Here is a 15,806-nt window from a genome sequence, read left to right as displayed (position 1 = left end):
GAGGCCCCAAATGAAAACGAGTGAAGAACTATTCAAAGCCTGGAGTGGTCTTCTCCAGCAGGAAAATATTTTGAATGAAGATGACTTAAGGAATCTTCAAGATATTCCTTTTTGCAGAAAACACAACTTTCTGGGGCGCTATAACATCCCAGTTATCTTACTAAAGAGCGTTGCCGAAAATGATCATAAATATGATGGACGCCTTTACAAACGATTCTTCTTGTTCAACAAGTATTTTATAAGCAACGATTGGTATCATTCGGAAACGGAAACAAACCGAAGAGACTTCTTTAGATGGTTTGTAGATCTTTGTAAGCAAAGGGGAGTCTATGACAAAGTTCCCCAAATTATAATTGAAGAAGCGGACTCTTCAGATACTGACATAAAGAGTGATTTGTTCGAAAATAATGCTGTAATAGATGAACAAAAAAATAAAAATACAGGTAATCCGCCTTATTATCAGAATATTCTCTTCGGCGCTCCTGGCACCGGTAAGTCTTTCAAGATTGATGACCCCGAAAAAGGCTATGGCTTAAAAGATGTTGATGAATCCCATAAATTCCGCACCGCGTTCCACCCGGATTACGACTACGCGCAATTTGTGGGAGCCTACAAGCCTAAGAAAGATGGTGAAAAAATCACTTATTCCTTCGTTCCGCAGGTTTTCGCTAAGGCTTATGCCGCGGCATGGAAGTTGCATTTGACCGGTGCTGCAGATGCTAAGGTTTTCCTTGTCATCGAAGAAATTAACCGCGGCAACTGTGCACAGATTTTCGGTGACATTTTCCAGTTGCTCGACCGTGATGGCTCCGGTGCCTCGCAATATTCCATAGATGCGGATTATGATTTTGCGAAGTGGCTTAAAGAAGAATCTGTCTTGAAAGACATCTGGACGGATTACGAGAGTAAGGTTGGTGAAGGCAAGCTGAAGCTCCCGCCGAACCTGAATATTCTCGCCACAATGAATACCAGCGATCAGTCGCTGTTCCCCATGGACAGTGCGTTCAAACGCCGCTTCGATTGGGAATATGTGCCGATCAGTTTCGAAGGCAAGGATGCTGTCAATTTCCAAATCGACATTGATGGTTCTCAGTATTCCTGGCAAAGGTTTGTCGAGACTGTTAACGGGAAAATTCTCACTCTCACCGAATCCGAAGACAAGCAGCTTGGCGAATTCTTCATCAAACCCGATAACGGCAATGTAATTTCAAAGGATCGTTTCCTCGGCAAGGTGATGTTCTACCTTTGGAACGAAGTTTGCAAGGATGAACATAAGAACGGGTCGTTCTTCCGCACAAAAGATGATGGATATTTCACCTTCCAAGATCTTTATAAGCCGGAAAAGAAAGATATTCTAAACAGGTTTATGGCGGAAATCGGTGAAAAATAGCGCCTAAAAAAGCCTTTTTAGAGCGAACGTGTATAAAAAACTCGATTTTTTATACATAAAAACGGGCCTATGTCTAAAAAATTGGAAAAAATAGACAATTCAGCTAAAAAACAATGATTTTCCTTTTTGAACAGTTTGCTTACTCTTCAGAATACCTCAAAAAGGTACTCCCGACCGATAAGGAAGGGCGTTTTGCCGGTTTACCGAATGGTTTTGTGCAAAATGATGGCAAACTGGATGGCGTCGGATATCTTTATAACAAGTCTGCAAAGAAAAGCGCTGAAAAGGCCGCCGATAACATTGTGTTTGTGTTGCCCAAGGTATTCATGGACGATGCAAAAACGGCTTTTGGCGAAGTGGTGAATGCTGACAAGGATTTTGCCATAGACGCTGCTCCCAAGGAATTCCTTTCTAAGCTTTCTTTATGGGTTTGCTCGTCAATAGATCTGTATCATCAGCAGAATCCTAAAGCCAGGACCGTGGATGTTCCTGAGGTTTTTCGATTCGGTAGTGCTAAAGAATCTCCTACGCTTATTAATGTGATGAACGCCATGAAGGCGTTTTATGCCGAAAATCAAAATCTGTTTGTCTTTACGGCTAAAAATAAGCATAGTGGCAATAACCGCATAGATTGGCGTCGTACAGTAGCGCATACGCAGCCGTTCATGCAAAATGGTGCGCCCATTTACATGAATCTCGAAAACAAGAAAAAGGTTTTCGATTTAGATGACCGTCTTTTGGTGCTTTATTTCTCGGCAATGAACTACATTGAAGAAACCTTCGGTTTTAAAATGCCAAAGTCCGAGTTTTACGCACCGATTCGTGTGAACGAATTCCGCCGCTTGCTGGGGCATCGTGGACTTGTTGAACTGCGCCACATAAAGCATAAGTATTTCGCTGATAAGTTCCTGAAGCTTTTCAACATTGTAAAAGCCTTCTTTGAATGGGGTGCAAACTTCAGCGCAAATGATTACAGCAATGAATACATGCTCACGAACAAGTATAATAACGTGTTCGAGGCGATGATTGACAAGCTTGTTGGCGATGAATTGCCGCATTCTATGAATTATCTGAAGGCGCAGAAAGATGGTAAGGTGATAGATCACCTTTACAAAGACCGTCAATTGATTTTTGCCGATGAAGAACAGAAAATCTGGTTTGTGGGCGATAGCAAATATTATAAAGATGGAAACAAGATAGAAGGTAATTCCATTTACAAACAGTTTACCTACGCGAAGAACATCATCCAGTATAATATTAGCGACTTGTTGGAGAAAGACCAAGATAGGCAAAAGTACCAAGGGCTTCGTTATCGTGATGAATTGACTGAAGGTTATAGCGTTACGCCGAACTTCTTTATTAGGGGATTTTTGCCGAGTAGCGAAAAAGATTCCCTAAAAAAAGAAGAGCAGTTCCGGGAATCCTATTTTAGGACTGAATTGACGGATGAACAACTGATTGCAAACGAGGTGGATTCTAACAATTATCAGTTGGTTGATGATGAAGGAAATGTTATTGATAACGCTCAGAAGGATAAAAGTCTGTGGGACCTTCGCAATCGTCATTTCAAGAATCGTCTTTTCGACCGCGACACGCTTCTGTTACAAGTGTACAACGTGAACTTTTTGTACGTGCTCAAGGCGTACACCTCCAAGCGATCTAGCCTTCGCGATGAGTTCAAGGGGAAGGCCCGTGACATGTTCCGCGATAATTTCTTGGATTTGCTGAATCGCAAGTATTACTTCTGGGCCATTTTTTCTAAATCGAATGACTTCAAAACTGTCAGTGATTTTGTTGAAAATAATTTCAAGAAATTTGTGGGTCGAGTTTTCAGACCGAACGAATCGGCCAACTATGTGTTGCTTGCTTTGGAACGTGAATCCATAGGACTCTCTGAGGGAAGTCTTAATTTCTCTGATGTTAATGATGGTTGCAAAGCCATTTATAATGCGGTTGAAGAAGCTGTTGCAAACAATAAAATTGACATTTACAATGTTTTGGCGCAAGACTTTTTGCCAAGTGATTCTTTAGCAAAAGATCTCCAAAATGAGCGCTTGAAAGGCTGGAATTTAGACGAATTCCCGTTTGATTCTGCGTTAGGCCTCCAGCCACTTGCGGCTATGCCGCTTAGTGGCTATGGTCCCCTTCAGGGGAGATAGTAACCCCCTTTTTGGGGGCGGAGACGCGCGTAGCGTGGCTCCGTGAGCGGAGCGAGTATAGCCCGACCGCGCCGTGGCGCGGGAACGCCCAGATCATTCATCGTGCGATTAGGCCGAGTGCCAAAAAGCAGAGGAACAGCGGCAAAATGAATATCCACACGCCCTGAAAGTAGCCTTTCAGGTCGGCGTCGCTCATGGTGGAATGGTCTATCAGCGAGATTACCAGGTACCAGAGGCCAATGTAGGCCCAAAGGGTATGCCCGCCTGCCCAGATGGTGCGCAACAAGACAATGCCGAGCGCAATGCCCACGATGGTGGGGGCCACGGCTGTCAGGGTGTGCTGTACGGCCCGCAAGAACCATGGCCCGCGAGCGCTGTAGCTGATGTGTCCGAGCCTTCCGTCGCTGTTTTCGAACATGCGGAATTCATGGACCTTGGCGCCGGTGATCACCGCGAAGCAGAGGTGCGCCGTCTCGTGCATGAACGTGCCGGGGAAGGTGACAAAGTTCACGAAAAAGTAGGCGAAGTCGTGGTTCAGCGTTTTCAGGACTGTAATCTGCAGGCGTTCCAGCCTGTCGAGCAATAGCCCGGCTATCACCGGGGCGAGTATGGCCGCAACCGTCAATATGGCGCTGATGCCGGCCAGGGCTCCAATCCCGTTGCCCCACCCGAACCAGGCGATTGCTTGCTGCATCAAGTGTGTCATGGCTGCCGCCTCCTTCGAGGTAAATGTAAAATTTTTAACGGCCCCTTGCCAGTTTTCGGGATATTAGGTACATTAACGCCCGACGCATCTCGCTATACAAAGGCGAGGTGCGTTCTTGTTTTAAGCGGGTTCCCGTTTTTGCCAGAACGCCTCTGAATATCATCGGTCGTGCATCACGACAAAAAAATAACTCCCGCAACCTTTTCTGCGGGAAAGGAGTATAAGATGAATCAAAACGCGTTGATTGGCGGTGTTGGTATCTGGATAGATGGAATTGTTTCTTGCTTGGAGGATACCGAAACTAGGGAAATAAAAGAAACGGTTGTGTTTAAGATCGAAAGCCGTTCGTTCCTAAAAAAATTCACGGAGAAAAATGGATGGGGAATCAATTGGATTGATGTCCCAGAGGACGTAGAAGTTTACGCTTTGGCTCTCAGAGAAAACACCGAGATTCAGGGACTAGTTGGAATAAGAAATACTCCTGGTGCAAAAGCGGTTTACCTGCATTGGGCATGCTGTGCTCCGCAAAATAACAAACACGAAAGGGGATCCCAAAAATACAAGGGTGTTGGAGGGCATTTGTTTGCTATTGCCGTTGATAAATCCGTTCAATGGGGGTACGATGGTGTTATTTATGGATACGCCCTTAACAAAGCGCTGTTAATTCACTATATTGAAAAACTGGGATGCTCGCATTTGGGAATTCTTCACCCTTACCATTTTATGCTAGGCCCTCTGAACGCAAAAAAATTACTGGAGACCTATACCTATGAATGGAACTAAAAAAATTGCCGATTTCTTGGCGGATGTTCGCATTCCATTTTCTGCGGCTCCAGATCCATATAAAAATCCGCCGGCCTGCAAGCTGAACCTTTTGGAACTTGCCAAATATGCAGAAGCAGAAGGAAAAGATGTGAGCGAACTTTCCATTGAGGAAATCGCTCGGTTTAAGGTGTAATACTGAAAAAGTATAAACAGCTTAAGGAAAAGTCGGTACCCCAAAAATTTTCCGCCAAGATACTATCTTTGTAGCGTATGGCTTTAGACACATCGAAAATGTATCCGTTGCTCCCTCTGAGGGATGCTGTTGTATTTCCGCACACGACCCGCCGCATTCTTGTCGGTAGGGATATTTCTTTGCGCGCTCTTGAATATGCCGAATCCCACGATGGCGAAATTATTCTTTCGGCCCAGAAAAATATTGAACAAGAAGAAATCGAAAACCCCATGCTGGACATTTACTCGGTGGGCGTACTTGCCCACGTGAGTAACGTGACCCCCTTCCCGAATGGTTGCGTGAAGGTGGTGCTTGAAGGCGAACAGGTGGTGGATCTCCGTTCCATCGTGACCAAGAACAGCTACTTGGCGGTCACGGTTTCTGCCCGCAAGCCCTCGATTACGGCGGCCGACAAGACTCCGCGTTTCGAGACGGTGCTCACCCAGTTCAAGGAATATTCCCTGCACAGGAATATTTCGGAGGGCATGGTCGACGCCCTGTTCACCATGGACAGCCAGATCAACGCCTTTTACGGCATGATCCCCTTCTTGCAGATTTCCATGGACGAGCGCCAGCGCTTGCTGGAGATCGGCGAGATTGACGCATTGGCGGAACGCCTGATCGAGATTATGCAGGTGGCTGCCGATACCGACACCATGATGGTCAAGGTGCAGCAGAACGTGCGCCAGAAGATGGCCCAGCAGCAGAAGGAATGGTTCATTTCGGAACAGATCCGCCAGCTGCAAGACGAACTGGATGGCGAAAACGGCAATTCTTCGGAACCGGACCAGCTGCTCAAGAAAATCAAGGCGAAGAAGTTCTCGGCTGCCATTCAAGAAAAGCTTGAAGAAGAAATCAGCCGCATGCGCCTGATGCAGCCCACGTCTCCGGAATACGCGGTGAGCCGCAATTACCTGGACTGGTTCCTGAACCTGCCCTATGGCGACTACACCGACACCGTCCTCAACATGAAGAAGGTGAAGAGCGAACTGGATTCCAAGCATTTTGGCCTGGACAAGGTCAAGGAACGCATCATGGAATACGTGGCGGTGCTCAAGTTGACGGGTACCGAACGCCGCGCCCCCATTCTTTGCCTGGTCGGTCCTCCGGGCGTGGGTAAGACGACTTTGGTGGAATCCATCGCCAATGCCATGCAGCGTAACTTTGTTCGTATTACGCTGGGTGGCGTCCGTGACGAGGCCGAAATCCGCGGTCACCGCCGCACCTACATTGGTGCCATGCCGGGCCGCTTTATTCAGGCCCTGCGCCGTGCCAAGTGCATGAACCCCATTATTCTGCTGGACGAAATCGACAAGATGGCCAGCGACTTCCGTGGCGACCCCGCAAGCGCCATGCTCGAAGTCTTGGACCCCGAGCAGAATCACGACTTTACGGACCACTTTATGGAAGTGGGCCTCGACCTTAGCCGCGTGCTGTTTATTGCCACGGCCAACAGCGAAGCCGAAATCCCTGAAGCCCTGCGCGACCGTCTTGAAATTGTGCGCCTGCCGGGTTACTATCCCCACGAAAAGTTGCAGATTGCAAGCAAGTACCTGGTGCCCCGCATTTGCGAACGCACGGGTATTAAAAACGGCACGGACGTGGTGTTCGACGACGATGTAATCGGCAAGGTGATCCGTGAATGGACCCGCGAGGCGGGTGTCCGTGAACTGGAACGCACTCTTGAAAACGTGGTGCGTCACCGCGCCAAGGACAAGGTGATGGGCAAGAAGTTCAAGGCCGAAATCACCGAGAAGACTTTGCAGGACTACCTGGGCGCTCCGCGCTATTTGGATAGCCAGCTGCCTGCTGCCGGTCGCCCGGGCGTAATCGTTGGCCTGGCCTGGACAAGTGTGGGCGGCGAAATCCTGCCTATCGAATGCATGCTCTTGCCGGGCAAGGGTTCGCTTTTGATGACGGGTAAGCTGGGCGACGTGATGAAGGAATCGGCGCAGATTGCGTTGAGCCTTGTGCGCGAACGCCTGAGCCGCTTTGGCATCGACCCGAATATCGTGAAAAAGACGGACATCCACATTCACGTGCCCGAAGGCGCCGTGCCCAAGGATGGTCCCTCTGCTGGTATCGCCCTCACGCTTTGCCTTCTCTCTGCGTTTACCAAGCAGCCGGTTTCGCCCGAAATCGCATTCACTGGCGAAGTGAGCCTCACGGGTGCATGCCTTGCTATCGGTGGCTTGAACGAGAAGGCCCTTGCCGCTCTCCAGGCCGGCGTGAAGACCTTGCGCTTGCCTGCCCAGAACCAGAAGGACGTGAACGAACTTCCGGCTCCTGCGAAGAAGGGCCTCAAGATTTATACCCATAAGCACATCGACGAAATCATCAAGGTGCTGTTTAAGGAAGCGAAGAAGTAATGGAATTCACACTTGAAGAAATGCGCGAGCACCTGGCTGCTCTTGAAGCCAGGATTACCGAAGCCTGCAAGGTTGCGGGCCGCAGCCGCGACTCGGTAAAGCTTGTGTGGGTCAGCAAGTTCCACCCGGCCGAGGCCGTGGCCAATGCCATTGCGCTGGGTGCCACCGACTTTGGCGAAAACCGCGTGCAGGAGGCCGAACTCAAGTTCAGCCAGCCGCTGACCGCAAAAGACGGCAGCCGCGTGCGTTGCCATGTGATTGGCCCTGTACAAAGTAACAAGCTCAAGAAGGCCGCCATCGTGGCCGACTGCATCCATTCCATCGCAAGCATCGAGGCGGTTGAAAAGCTGGAGAAAGTCTGCGCAGCGCAAGACAAGGTTCTTGAAATTCTTTTCCAGATTAACGCCGGTGAAGAAGAAACCAAGAGCGGTCTCGACGTGCACGAAGCCGAAAACTTCTTGAATGATCTTGAATCGCGCGGTGCAAATGCATTCCCGCACTTGCGTTTCCGTGGACTCATGACCATCGGCAAGAACACCGGTGTGGCCGAAGACAGCCGCGAATGTTTTGCTTTCCTCCGCAACTTGCAGCAAAAGTTCCTTGCCAAGGGCGGCGCCTTTGTGAACTTCGACCAGCTTTCTATGGGCATGACGGGTGACTTGGAAGTCGCCATCGAAGAAGGTTCTACCATGATTCGCGTGGGAACGGCCCTCTTCGGTGAACGCGATTACAGTAAACCGGTAAATGACCCTGTATAGGGCCGAAATGACGCTCCTTTAAAGCGCAAAAATGTCGTCCCGGGCTTGCCCCGGGATCTTTTTTTTATATAGATTTCTTGTTAAGAAACGGAAAGGAGCAAAATATGACAATCGGAATCGTAGTCACGATAGTAGCTGTCGTTCTTGTCGTCTGGTTTATCGCCATGTATAACGGCCTGGTGAAACTTCGCAATAACCGCGAAAACGCCTTCGCGAATATCGATGTGCAGCTCAAGCAGCGCTTTGATCTGGTGCCCCAGCTGGTGAACACCGTCAAGGGCTACGCTACCCACGAAAAAGAAACGCTTGACAAGGTGACTTCTGCACGTGCCGCGGCCATGAGCGCGACGACCGTCGACGAAAAGGTCCAAGCTGACAAGGCCCTCTCTGGCGCCCTTGCAGGACTCCGCATTTCGCTGGAAGCTTACCCCGAACTCAAGGCCAACCAGAATTTCTTGCAGCTGCAGAATGAACTTGCCGATATCGAAAACAAGCTCTCCGCTGCACGCCGCTTCTTCAATTCTACCACTCGCGAACTGAACAACGCCTGCGAGGTATTCCCCAGCAATATCGTTGCCGGAATGTTCGGCTTTAGGCGCGCTTCTATGTACGAGGCTACCGAAAGTCGCGATGCCTTGAACAAGGCCCCCGAAGTGAAGTTTTAGTAATGAGAAATGTGAAGTGTGGAATGTGTAATTAATTAGTCATTTCACATCTCACATTTTACATCTTTATGAAATACGTCGGACTCCAAACCCAGATTTGGCGGAACAACCGCAACAGTGTTCTTCTGTTGTGCATGTTCCCCGTTATTATTCTGGGAATGGTTTTTGCGACGATTCTTATCCTGGATGTTACCGGGGTTCTTTGCTCCATTATGCAAGGTGGTTGCCCTGCAGAACATACGACGCACACCAAATACGCCTTGTTGCATTGGCCCGAAGTGTGGGATGTCTTTTGGACTGCGCTCCCGTATACGCTCCAGATCGTAGGCGTGTGGTTCATTATCGCCTATTGCGCAAATACGTCCATCATTCGCCATACCACGCACGCCAAGCCCCTTGAACGCAAGGACAACTTGCGTGTCTATAACATAGTCGAGAACCTCTGTATCGCTGGCGGTATCGAAATGCCGCAAATCAACATTGTAGAAGACAATGGCCTGAACGCCTTCGCCAGCGGTATTGATATTCCCTCGTTTACCATTACGCTTACCACTGGCCTCATTGAGAAATTGAACGATGCGGAACTCTCTGCCGTCGTGGGTCATGAGCTTACCCACATCAAGAATCGCGATACCCGCCTGATGGTAGTATGCATCGTGTTCGTGGGAATATTTGCGACCCTTCAAACAGTGTCTATAAAGCTGCTCTCGGCAATGTTGCGCGGACCTAAGCGTCATTCGCGGAATCGCCGTGGTGGTGGCAGCGGGGGAGTCATCATCATCTTCTTTCTGATTTTGGTTATTATCTGGAGTACGATCGGTTATATCTTCAGCTGGTTTACGCGCTTGGCAATTTCCCGTACCCGCGAATATGTGGCCGATGCCGGCGGCGCCGAGCTTTGTGGCGACCCGTGGGCGCTAGCCTCTGCCTTGCAGAAGATTTCTGAATATCCGGGCCTCGATCGCGTTCGCCGCAGCGACGTGGCGCAGCTCTACATTATTCACCCCGACGAAGAATTCGATAACAACATGGGCCTTAAAGGCATCATCGCCAAGGTGAATATCATGTTCTGCACACACCCTGACACCCCTGAAAGAATCAGGCTGCTGAAGCAGTTCTAATCTTTTTTGGAGTTCTTCTCTTTCTTAATCTGCTTTAATTGCGCGAGCCTTTCGCCGAGGGCTTTTTCCTTGCCGTAGGGCTTGGGCTGGTAAATTTCCACGCCTTCGAGCTGCTTGGGCATGTGTTCCTGTGCGGAGTAAGCGCCGGGGCTGTCGTGGTCATACTGGTAGTCGATTCCGTAGCCGAGCTTTTTGCCGACCTTCGTGACGGAATTGCGGAAGGCGCGCGGTACGGGAAGCGTGCCGGTCTGCTTCACGATTTGGTCTGCGGCCATGCCGGCCAGCTCTACGCTGTTGCTCTTGGGCGCCAGCGATAGGTAGATTGCCAGTTCGTCGAGGGCGATCAAGCCTTCGGGAATTCCCATGAAGTCGTAGGCTTCGCGGGCGCTGGTGGCAAGCAGGAGTGCGTTGGGGTCGGCAAGGCCGATGTCTTCCATGCTCATGCGCATGAGTCTGCGCAGAATGAATCGCGGGTCTTCGCCGCCTTGCAACATGCGGTGCAGCCAATAGAGGGCTGCATCCGGATCGCTTCCGCGCACGGACTTGTGCAGTGCCGAAATCAGGTTGTAATGTTCTTCGCCGCCCTTGTCGTAACGCAGGGGCTTCTTGTACTGGAATTCTTCCAGAAGTTTTTCGTCAATGACTTTCTTGTCGCCAAGGTTCTTGCCGATCCATTCAATTTGATTCAGCAAGAATCGTGCATCGCCATCGGACTGCGCAATAAGCTTTTCTACGACGGCATCTTCAACTTCAACATCTTTCAGTTGCAGGCCGCGAGGATGGTCCCGCAAGGCGCTAAAAATCAGCGTGCGCAAGTCTTCTTTGCTTAAGGGTGCAAACAGGATCAGCTGGCACCTGCTAAGCAAAGCGCTGTTGACCTCAAACCCCGGGTTTTCGGTGGTGGCGCCTATCAGCGTCACCGTGCCGTCTTCCACGGCACCCAACAGCGCATCTTGCTGTCCCTTGTTAAAGCGGTGGATTTCGTCGATAAAGAGGATCGTATCCTTGAACATCCCCTTCATCTTGCGTGCATCGGCCAGGACTTCCTTGACTTCCTTCACGCCGCTGGCCACTGCCGAGAGCGCAACGAACGCCTTCTTGGTATGTTGGCGGATTACGTGGGCGAGGCTCGTCTTTCCGCAGCCCGGCGGGCCCCAGAAAATCATGCTCGGCACATTGTCGTTTTCGAGACTCCTGCGCAATAGGCTCTGTTCGCCCAGAATCTTGTTCTGGCCGAGGAATTCATCCAGGTTCCTGGGGCGTAATCTTTCGGCGAGCGGCTGGTCCATAATTCAAATATACTAAAAGGCACCGGAACACCCGGCGCCTTTTCAGTTGACATTTTGAAAAAACTGCTACTTCAGCAGAATCTTCTGTGCAAGATTCAAGGAACCCGCGATGCGTACCATGTACACGCCCGCATCGAGGCGGGAAAGGTCCATAGCCGCTGCGGTCGTACCCTTCAGCATGACTTGACCCTGGAGGTTCATGATTTCCACGCGGGAATCACCACGAACGCCACTGAAGGAAAGCGTACGGTCCGTAAGGATTGCCTTGGCGGAATTTGCCCTGGCAATTTTTGAAGATTCAGTAGAGAGCACGGAACATTCGTCCTTCCAACCGAGCTCAATCAGGTTGAAGGTTCCCTTGACTTCATCGGCACCCGAATTCCTCAGGCGAATCTTCAAGCCGACGGACTTTTCCGTGGCGATGGTAATCGGTTTCTTGTCCCAACCGTATTGCTTGAAGTCGGACCAGGCAAAGTTAAGGGATTTATATCCCATAGGGAGTTCTGCATACCAGGTGTCGTAGCCGTTGGCTTCTTCGTCCCAGGAAAGTTCCATCTGAAGAGGTTGCGAACCAGTCCACTGGTAAAGAATACAGTAACCGGGTTGGCTGGAAATGTCCATCGCAGATTTGTCTTTGAACCAGTCAAAACCAAGACCGGCAATTGCCGGAGCAGCAGCGGTTCCGCCCGCAGCGGACATGGTTACGACAAGACCGACATCTTTAACAAGGTTTCCGTTGGGGATGATGTCGCCATCTTCATCGGCCATAATCAACTTGTAGGTACCGTCATCGTTTTTCGTAATGGGTTCAAACGACACCTTCTGACCATTTTCGGTATCGCCGGCATAGGCGTACCACCAGCGTGCTATATTCGGATCTACACACGCTCTCGAACCGTCTTCATTTTTCCAATTACACCAGAGTAATTCGGGAATCTGAACTTGGTAAGCGTCGACATACATATTCCAGAGGGAGCCCTGGGCCATGGCGAAACCCGCTGCAGAAAGCACAACGGCGGGAAGAATAAATTTTGTCTGTTTCATAAATACACTCCTAAACACTTTGATTATACCGCAAATATATCTTATTTTATGCAAAATGGTTTCCAAAAATTTTTATAGCAAAAAAAATATTGTTTCCGTGATGGACTTCACGGAAAATTGCATGAATCTTTGTTTCAGCTCGTTTTTTTATTCGGTCACGAATTCAAGTTTGGAAAATCCGCTGGGCAGGTCGCGCGTGGGACGGCCGCCCTTGGTCATGCAGTGCAGCGAGTATCCCGTGGTGCAGAGCGTTCCGTTGACGTAGGCCTTGTATTCAAAGCGGAATTTGAGGCTGCCTTCGCGGACCATGGTCGTCTCGATGTCCACGAATTCACCGTAGTGGGTGGGTTGTCTGTAACGAACCGAAAGCTCCAAGACCGGTGCTGCGAACCCTTCGGCTTCCATTTCGGCGTAGCCGGCGCCTACGGCCCTGAAAAATTCGGTGCGGGCCTGTTCGAACCATATGGGGTAAACGGCGTGGTGGACGATTCCCATCTGGTCGGTTTCTGCATAACGGACATCGATCCGCGCGGTATGCTTAAATGTGCAAGTTTCCATGGCCTAAATATATAAAACTGGCAAATTTAACTTGTTCCGAACGTGCTAAAATAGACTATATTGTAGAATAAATTGATGAGGAGAATGCATGAAATCTTTTTCTAAGACAAGTATGTTCAAGACAGGCGTTTTGCTTTTGCCCTTTGTGTTTGCGGCTTGTTCATCGGACGATTCTTCAAACTGGTTCGATCGCCCCGATAATTTTGGCGATGTTACGTACGATCGCCACCTGGCGAGGGGCAACAGCGCTGCATTTGACTGCAAGGTCTATACCCGCGAAAACCACGTTACCCTGGAAATGAATTTTGACGTGAAGATGTACGAATCGTCCATGAATACGGTGTTCGATTTAGAAGTGGGTGATCCCTCTGTTTTCTCTGTTGATGTGCTGTTGTCGGGCGAGTTCCAAAGCGAATATGACGTTATCTGTGGCGATGTCAAGGATATGGACGAAAACATGAAAACCACTTGCACCGAATCCCATGTAGGGGGAAAAGTGGAGTGGGATGCCATCGATGGCTATAGGGCGTCATATGGCCTTTCCCAGACGGCGTCGAATATGGAATCCCAGTGCGATGACTTCTACGATTACTATAAAGACATCATGTCGGAAATGCCGGGAAAATGGATTTACAATGAAGGGGCTCCTGCTGATCCGGCGCAAAGCTGCAATGTCCGCCTAGAAGGTGATACTCTTTATGTAGATGCGGTTTTTGCATCTAGGTCTTTTTCTATGAAGGCGAACAATTATACGATAAACGGTATGTCTCTAGGGTACATCCTGGTGGCTGAGACTTACAATGGAGTAGACGCGGAAACGCATGATAAAATTTGTTCCGCCTATTTAAAGAAAAGTCAGATTAGCGTGTTGTCTTGCATGAATGGGACTGTATATTACCAAATACCTGAATTGCAGAATGGCGAAAAAACGACGCTGGAAGACTTGGCGGTGGATGCTAAAACGGAATTGTGTGAGGGTTTCTTGAACGGGGGCCTCACCCTCGAGGACATGTGGTACAGCAATTAATATATAACTAGTTGTTATTGAATAATTTAGGCCCCTTTTCCTTCGAAGAGGGGCTCTTTTTTGGCTTTTTAAAACTATTCACAATTTATTCACACTCTTTTATCTAGTATGTAGACAGATTTCTTGAAAAAAATGAAAAATTTTTGCTTTTTTTGCCGAAATTCGTTGACAAAACCCAATAAAACTTATTAAATTTGGCTCACTCCTATGTTCAGTAATGAAACTAGGGTGTGCCAAAGTAGCTCAGCTGGTAGAGCAGCTGATTTGTAATCAGCCGGTCGTAGGTTCGATTCCTATCTTTGGCTTAGACATAATGGGTCGTTGCCCGAGTGGTTAAAGGGGACGGACTGTAAATCCGTTGGCTTACGCCTACCGTGGTTCGAAACCACGACGGCCCACGATAAAAGCTCGCTGATGCAGAGAGCGCATCAGCGAGCTATATAAGCCCAGGTAGCTCAGTGGTAGAGCACTTCCTTGGTAAGGAAGAGGTCTCGGGTCCGACTCCCGATCTGGGCTCTCACTAATTGGAGATAGAATCATGGCAAAAGAACATTTTGACAGAAGCAAGCCGCACTGCAACATCGGCACCATCGGCCACGTTGACCACGGCAAAACCACTCTGACCGCCGCAATCTGCACGACCCTCGCTGCACGCGGTCTCGCCGCCGCCAAGCGTTTCGACGAAATCGACAACGCTCCCGAAGAAAAGGCCCGCGGTATCACGATCAACACCTCCCACGTGGAATACACCACTGCAAACCGTCACTACGCTCACGTTGACTGCCCGGGGCACGCCGACTACGTCAAGAACATGGTGACCGGTGCTGCCCAGATGGACGGCGCCATCCTCGTCGTTGCAGCCACTGACGGCCCGATGCCGCAGACCCGCGAACACATCCTCCTCGCCCACCAGGTTGGCGTGCCGAAGATCGTCGTGTTCATGAACAAGGTCGACATGGTCGATGACGAAGAACTCCTCGACCTCGTGGAAATGGAAGTTCGTGACCTTCTGTCCAAGTACGAATTTGACGGCGACAACACCCCGATCGTTCGCGGTTCCGCCCTCAAGGCCCTCGAAGGCGACAGCGCTTTCCAGGACAAGATCATGGAACTCATGGACGCCTGCGACAGCTACATCCCGCTGCCGGCTCGCGAAACCGAAAAGCCGTTCCTGATGCCGATCGAAGACGTGTTCACCATCACTGGTCGTGGCACTGTCGCTACCGGTCGTATCGAACGCGGTGTTGTGCACCTGAACGACAAGGTCGAACGCGTTGGTCTCGGCGAAACCGCCGAATACGTGGTGACCGGCGTTGAAATGTTCCGCAAGCTCCTCGACGACGCCCAGGCTGGCGACAACGTCGGTTTGCTCCTCCGCGGTGCAGAAAAGAAGGACATCAGCCGCGGCCAGGTGCTCGCAGCTCCGAAGTCCGTGACCCCGCACGCCGAATTCAAGGCAGAAATCTACGTTCTCACGAAGGACGAAGGTGGCCGCCACACTCCGTTCATGAACGGCTACCGTCCTCAGTTCTACTTCCGCACCACCGACGTGACTGGCACGATCCAGTTGCCGGAAGGTGTTGAAATGGTGACTCCGGGTGACACCGTGACCATCCACGTGAACCTGATCGCCCCGGTGGCAATGGAAAAGCAGCTCCGCTTCGCAATCCGCGAAGGTGGCCGTACCGTTGGCGCTGGCTCCGTAACCGAAATCATCAAGTAA

The 15,806-nt window shown here is 50.0% G+C and carries 14 protein-coding genes and 3 tRNA genes; 13 read left to right on the top strand and 4 right to left on the bottom strand.

Translation table 11 applies throughout. The features are described 5' to 3' along the window. The first annotated feature begins 394 nt into the window (after positions 1-394). Both ACJMNB_RS05185 and ACJMNB_RS05180 read left to right on the top strand, forming a co-directional pair. A complete protein-coding gene (locus tag ACJMNB_RS05185; RefSeq protein WP_405339657.1) occupies positions 395-1,390 on the top strand; it encodes an McrB family protein in 996 nt (331 codons plus the stop codon). A gap of 113 nt (positions 1,391-1,503) precedes the next feature. Next, complete coding sequence (locus tag ACJMNB_RS05180) at positions 1,504-3,549, top strand: LlaJI family restriction endonuclease (RefSeq protein WP_405339655.1); 2,046 nt, start codon at positions 1,504-1,506, stop codon at positions 3,547-3,549. Between the two features lie 97 nt (positions 3,550-3,646). Here the strand turns inward: ACJMNB_RS05180 and ACJMNB_RS05175 are convergent, their stop codons facing one another. Then, on the bottom strand, positions 3,647-4,255 hold the full coding sequence (locus ACJMNB_RS05175) for a hypothetical protein (protein WP_405339653.1): 609 nt from the start codon (positions 4,253-4,255) through the stop codon (positions 3,647-3,649). 225 nt (positions 4,256-4,480) lie between these two features. Here ACJMNB_RS05175 and ACJMNB_RS05170 point away from each other — a divergent pair, with 225 nt between their 5' ends. From ACJMNB_RS05170 to ACJMNB_RS05145, 6 genes are all read left to right on the top strand, one after another. Further along, complete coding sequence (locus ACJMNB_RS05170; protein WP_405339651.1) at positions 4,481-5,038, top strand: hypothetical protein; 558 nt, start codon at positions 4,481-4,483, stop codon at positions 5,036-5,038. Then, positions 5,025-5,213 (top strand): hypothetical protein, encoded by a 189-nt coding sequence (locus tag ACJMNB_RS05165; protein WP_405339649.1) that lies wholly within the window; start codon positions 5,025-5,027, stop codon positions 5,211-5,213. The genes ACJMNB_RS05170 and ACJMNB_RS05165 overlap by 14 nt, the downstream gene beginning before the upstream one ends. 77 nt (positions 5,214-5,290) lie before the next feature. Further along, entirely contained in the window at positions 5,291-7,621 is a 2,331-nt protein-coding gene (lon, locus tag ACJMNB_RS05160) for an endopeptidase La (protein ID WP_405339647.1), read from the top strand. Then, entirely contained in the window at positions 7,621-8,379 is a 759-nt protein-coding gene (locus ACJMNB_RS05155; RefSeq protein WP_405339645.1) for a YggS family pyridoxal phosphate-dependent enzyme, read from the top strand. Before lon ends, ACJMNB_RS05155 begins: the two co-directional genes overlap by 1 nt. Before the next feature lie 104 nt (positions 8,380-8,483). Beyond that, positions 8,484-9,044 carry a LemA family protein gene (locus ACJMNB_RS05150; RefSeq protein ID WP_405339643.1) on the top strand — a complete coding sequence of 187 codons (561 nt, stop codon included), beginning with the start codon at positions 8,484-8,486 and terminating at the stop codon, positions 9,042-9,044. 68 nt (positions 9,045-9,112) lie between these two features. Beyond that, complete coding sequence (locus ACJMNB_RS05145; RefSeq protein ID WP_405339641.1) at positions 9,113-10,165, top strand: M48 family metallopeptidase; 1,053 nt, start codon at positions 9,113-9,115, stop codon at positions 10,163-10,165. On the opposite strand, the gene ACJMNB_RS05140 is transcribed toward ACJMNB_RS05145, so the two are convergent. The 3 genes from ACJMNB_RS05140 to ACJMNB_RS05130 form a co-directional block, all read right to left on the bottom strand. After that, complete coding sequence (locus ACJMNB_RS05140; protein ID WP_405339639.1) at positions 10,162-11,454, bottom strand: replication-associated recombination protein A; 1,293 nt, start codon at positions 11,452-11,454, stop codon at positions 10,162-10,164. The genes ACJMNB_RS05145 and ACJMNB_RS05140 overlap by 4 nt on opposite strands. A 66-nt stretch (positions 11,455-11,520) precedes the next feature. Next, positions 11,521-12,498: a T9SS type A sorting domain-containing protein gene (locus ACJMNB_RS05135; RefSeq protein WP_405339637.1), complete on the bottom strand. Its 978-nt coding sequence runs from the start codon at positions 12,496-12,498 to the stop codon at positions 11,521-11,523. 147 nt (positions 12,499-12,645) lie between these two features. Next, complete coding sequence (locus ACJMNB_RS05130; RefSeq protein WP_405339635.1) at positions 12,646-13,056, bottom strand: acyl-CoA thioesterase; 411 nt, start codon at positions 13,054-13,056, stop codon at positions 12,646-12,648. A gap of 88 nt (positions 13,057-13,144) precedes the next feature. On the opposite strand from ACJMNB_RS05130, the gene ACJMNB_RS05125 reads away from it, so the two are divergent. The 5 genes from ACJMNB_RS05125 to tuf all read left to right on the top strand — a co-directional run bounded on the left by ACJMNB_RS05125 (position 13,145) and on the right by tuf (position 15,806). Continuing rightward, positions 13,145-14,083 carry a hypothetical protein gene (locus ACJMNB_RS05125; protein WP_405339633.1) on the top strand — a complete coding sequence of 313 codons (939 nt, stop codon included), beginning with the start codon at positions 13,145-13,147 and terminating at the stop codon, positions 14,081-14,083. 232 nt (positions 14,084-14,315) lie between these two features. Continuing rightward, positions 14,316-14,388: transfer RNA gene (locus ACJMNB_RS05120), tRNA-Thr, on the top strand. A 10-nt stretch (positions 14,389-14,398) separates the two neighbouring features. Further along, a tRNA-Tyr gene (locus ACJMNB_RS05115) sits at positions 14,399-14,481 on the top strand. Positions 14,482-14,527: 46 nt separating this feature from the next. Continuing rightward, positions 14,528-14,599, top strand: a tRNA-Thr gene (locus tag ACJMNB_RS05110). Positions 14,600-14,621: 22 nt separating this feature from the next. Beyond that, a complete protein-coding gene (gene tuf / locus ACJMNB_RS05105; protein ID WP_405339631.1) occupies positions 14,622-15,806 on the top strand; it encodes an elongation factor Tu in 1,185 nt (394 codons plus the stop codon).

This window comes from Fibrobacter sp. (assembly GCF_045131395.1).
GTDB lineage: Bacteria > Fibrobacterota > Fibrobacteria > Fibrobacterales > Fibrobacteraceae > Fibrobacter.
This window is presented reverse-complemented; position numbering and strand designations above follow the sequence as displayed.

Bases quoted from the DNA above. Each gene is read 5' to 3' on its own strand.
- ACJMNB_RS05175 (WP_405339653.1), bottom strand. From the start codon at position 4,255: ATGACACACTTGATGCAGCAAGCAATCGCCTGGTTCGGGTGGGGCAAC.
- ACJMNB_RS05140 (WP_405339639.1), bottom strand. From the start codon at position 11,454: ATGGACCAGCCGCTCGCCGAAAGATTACGCCCCAGGAACCTGGATGAA.
- ACJMNB_RS05135 (WP_405339637.1), bottom strand. From the start codon at position 12,498: ATGAAACAGACAAAATTTATTCTTCCCGCCGTTGTGCTTTCTGCAGCG.
- ACJMNB_RS05145 (WP_405339641.1), top strand. From the start codon at position 9,113: ATGAAATACGTCGGACTCCAAACCCAGATTTGGCGGAACAACCGCAAC.
- ACJMNB_RS05155 (WP_405339645.1), top strand. From the start codon at position 7,621: ATGGAATTCACACTTGAAGAAATGCGCGAGCACCTGGCTGCTCTTGAA.
- ACJMNB_RS05130 (WP_405339635.1), bottom strand. From the start codon at position 13,056: ATGGAAACTTGCACATTTAAGCATACCGCGCGGATCGATGTCCGTTAT.
- ACJMNB_RS05125 (WP_405339633.1), top strand. From the start codon at position 13,145: ATGAAATCTTTTTCTAAGACAAGTATGTTCAAGACAGGCGTTTTGCTT.
- ACJMNB_RS05165 (WP_405339649.1), top strand. From the start codon at position 5,025: ATGAATGGAACTAAAAAAATTGCCGATTTCTTGGCGGATGTTCGCATT.
- ACJMNB_RS05150 (WP_405339643.1), top strand. From the start codon at position 8,484: ATGACAATCGGAATCGTAGTCACGATAGTAGCTGTCGTTCTTGTCGTC.
- lon (WP_405339647.1), top strand. From the start codon at position 5,291: ATGGCTTTAGACACATCGAAAATGTATCCGTTGCTCCCTCTGAGGGAT.
- ACJMNB_RS05180 (WP_405339655.1), top strand. From the start codon at position 1,504: ATGATTTTCCTTTTTGAACAGTTTGCTTACTCTTCAGAATACCTCAAA.
- tuf (WP_405339631.1), top strand. From the start codon at position 14,622: ATGGCAAAAGAACATTTTGACAGAAGCAAGCCGCACTGCAACATCGGC.
- ACJMNB_RS05170 (WP_405339651.1), top strand. From the start codon at position 4,481: ATGAATCAAAACGCGTTGATTGGCGGTGTTGGTATCTGGATAGATGGA.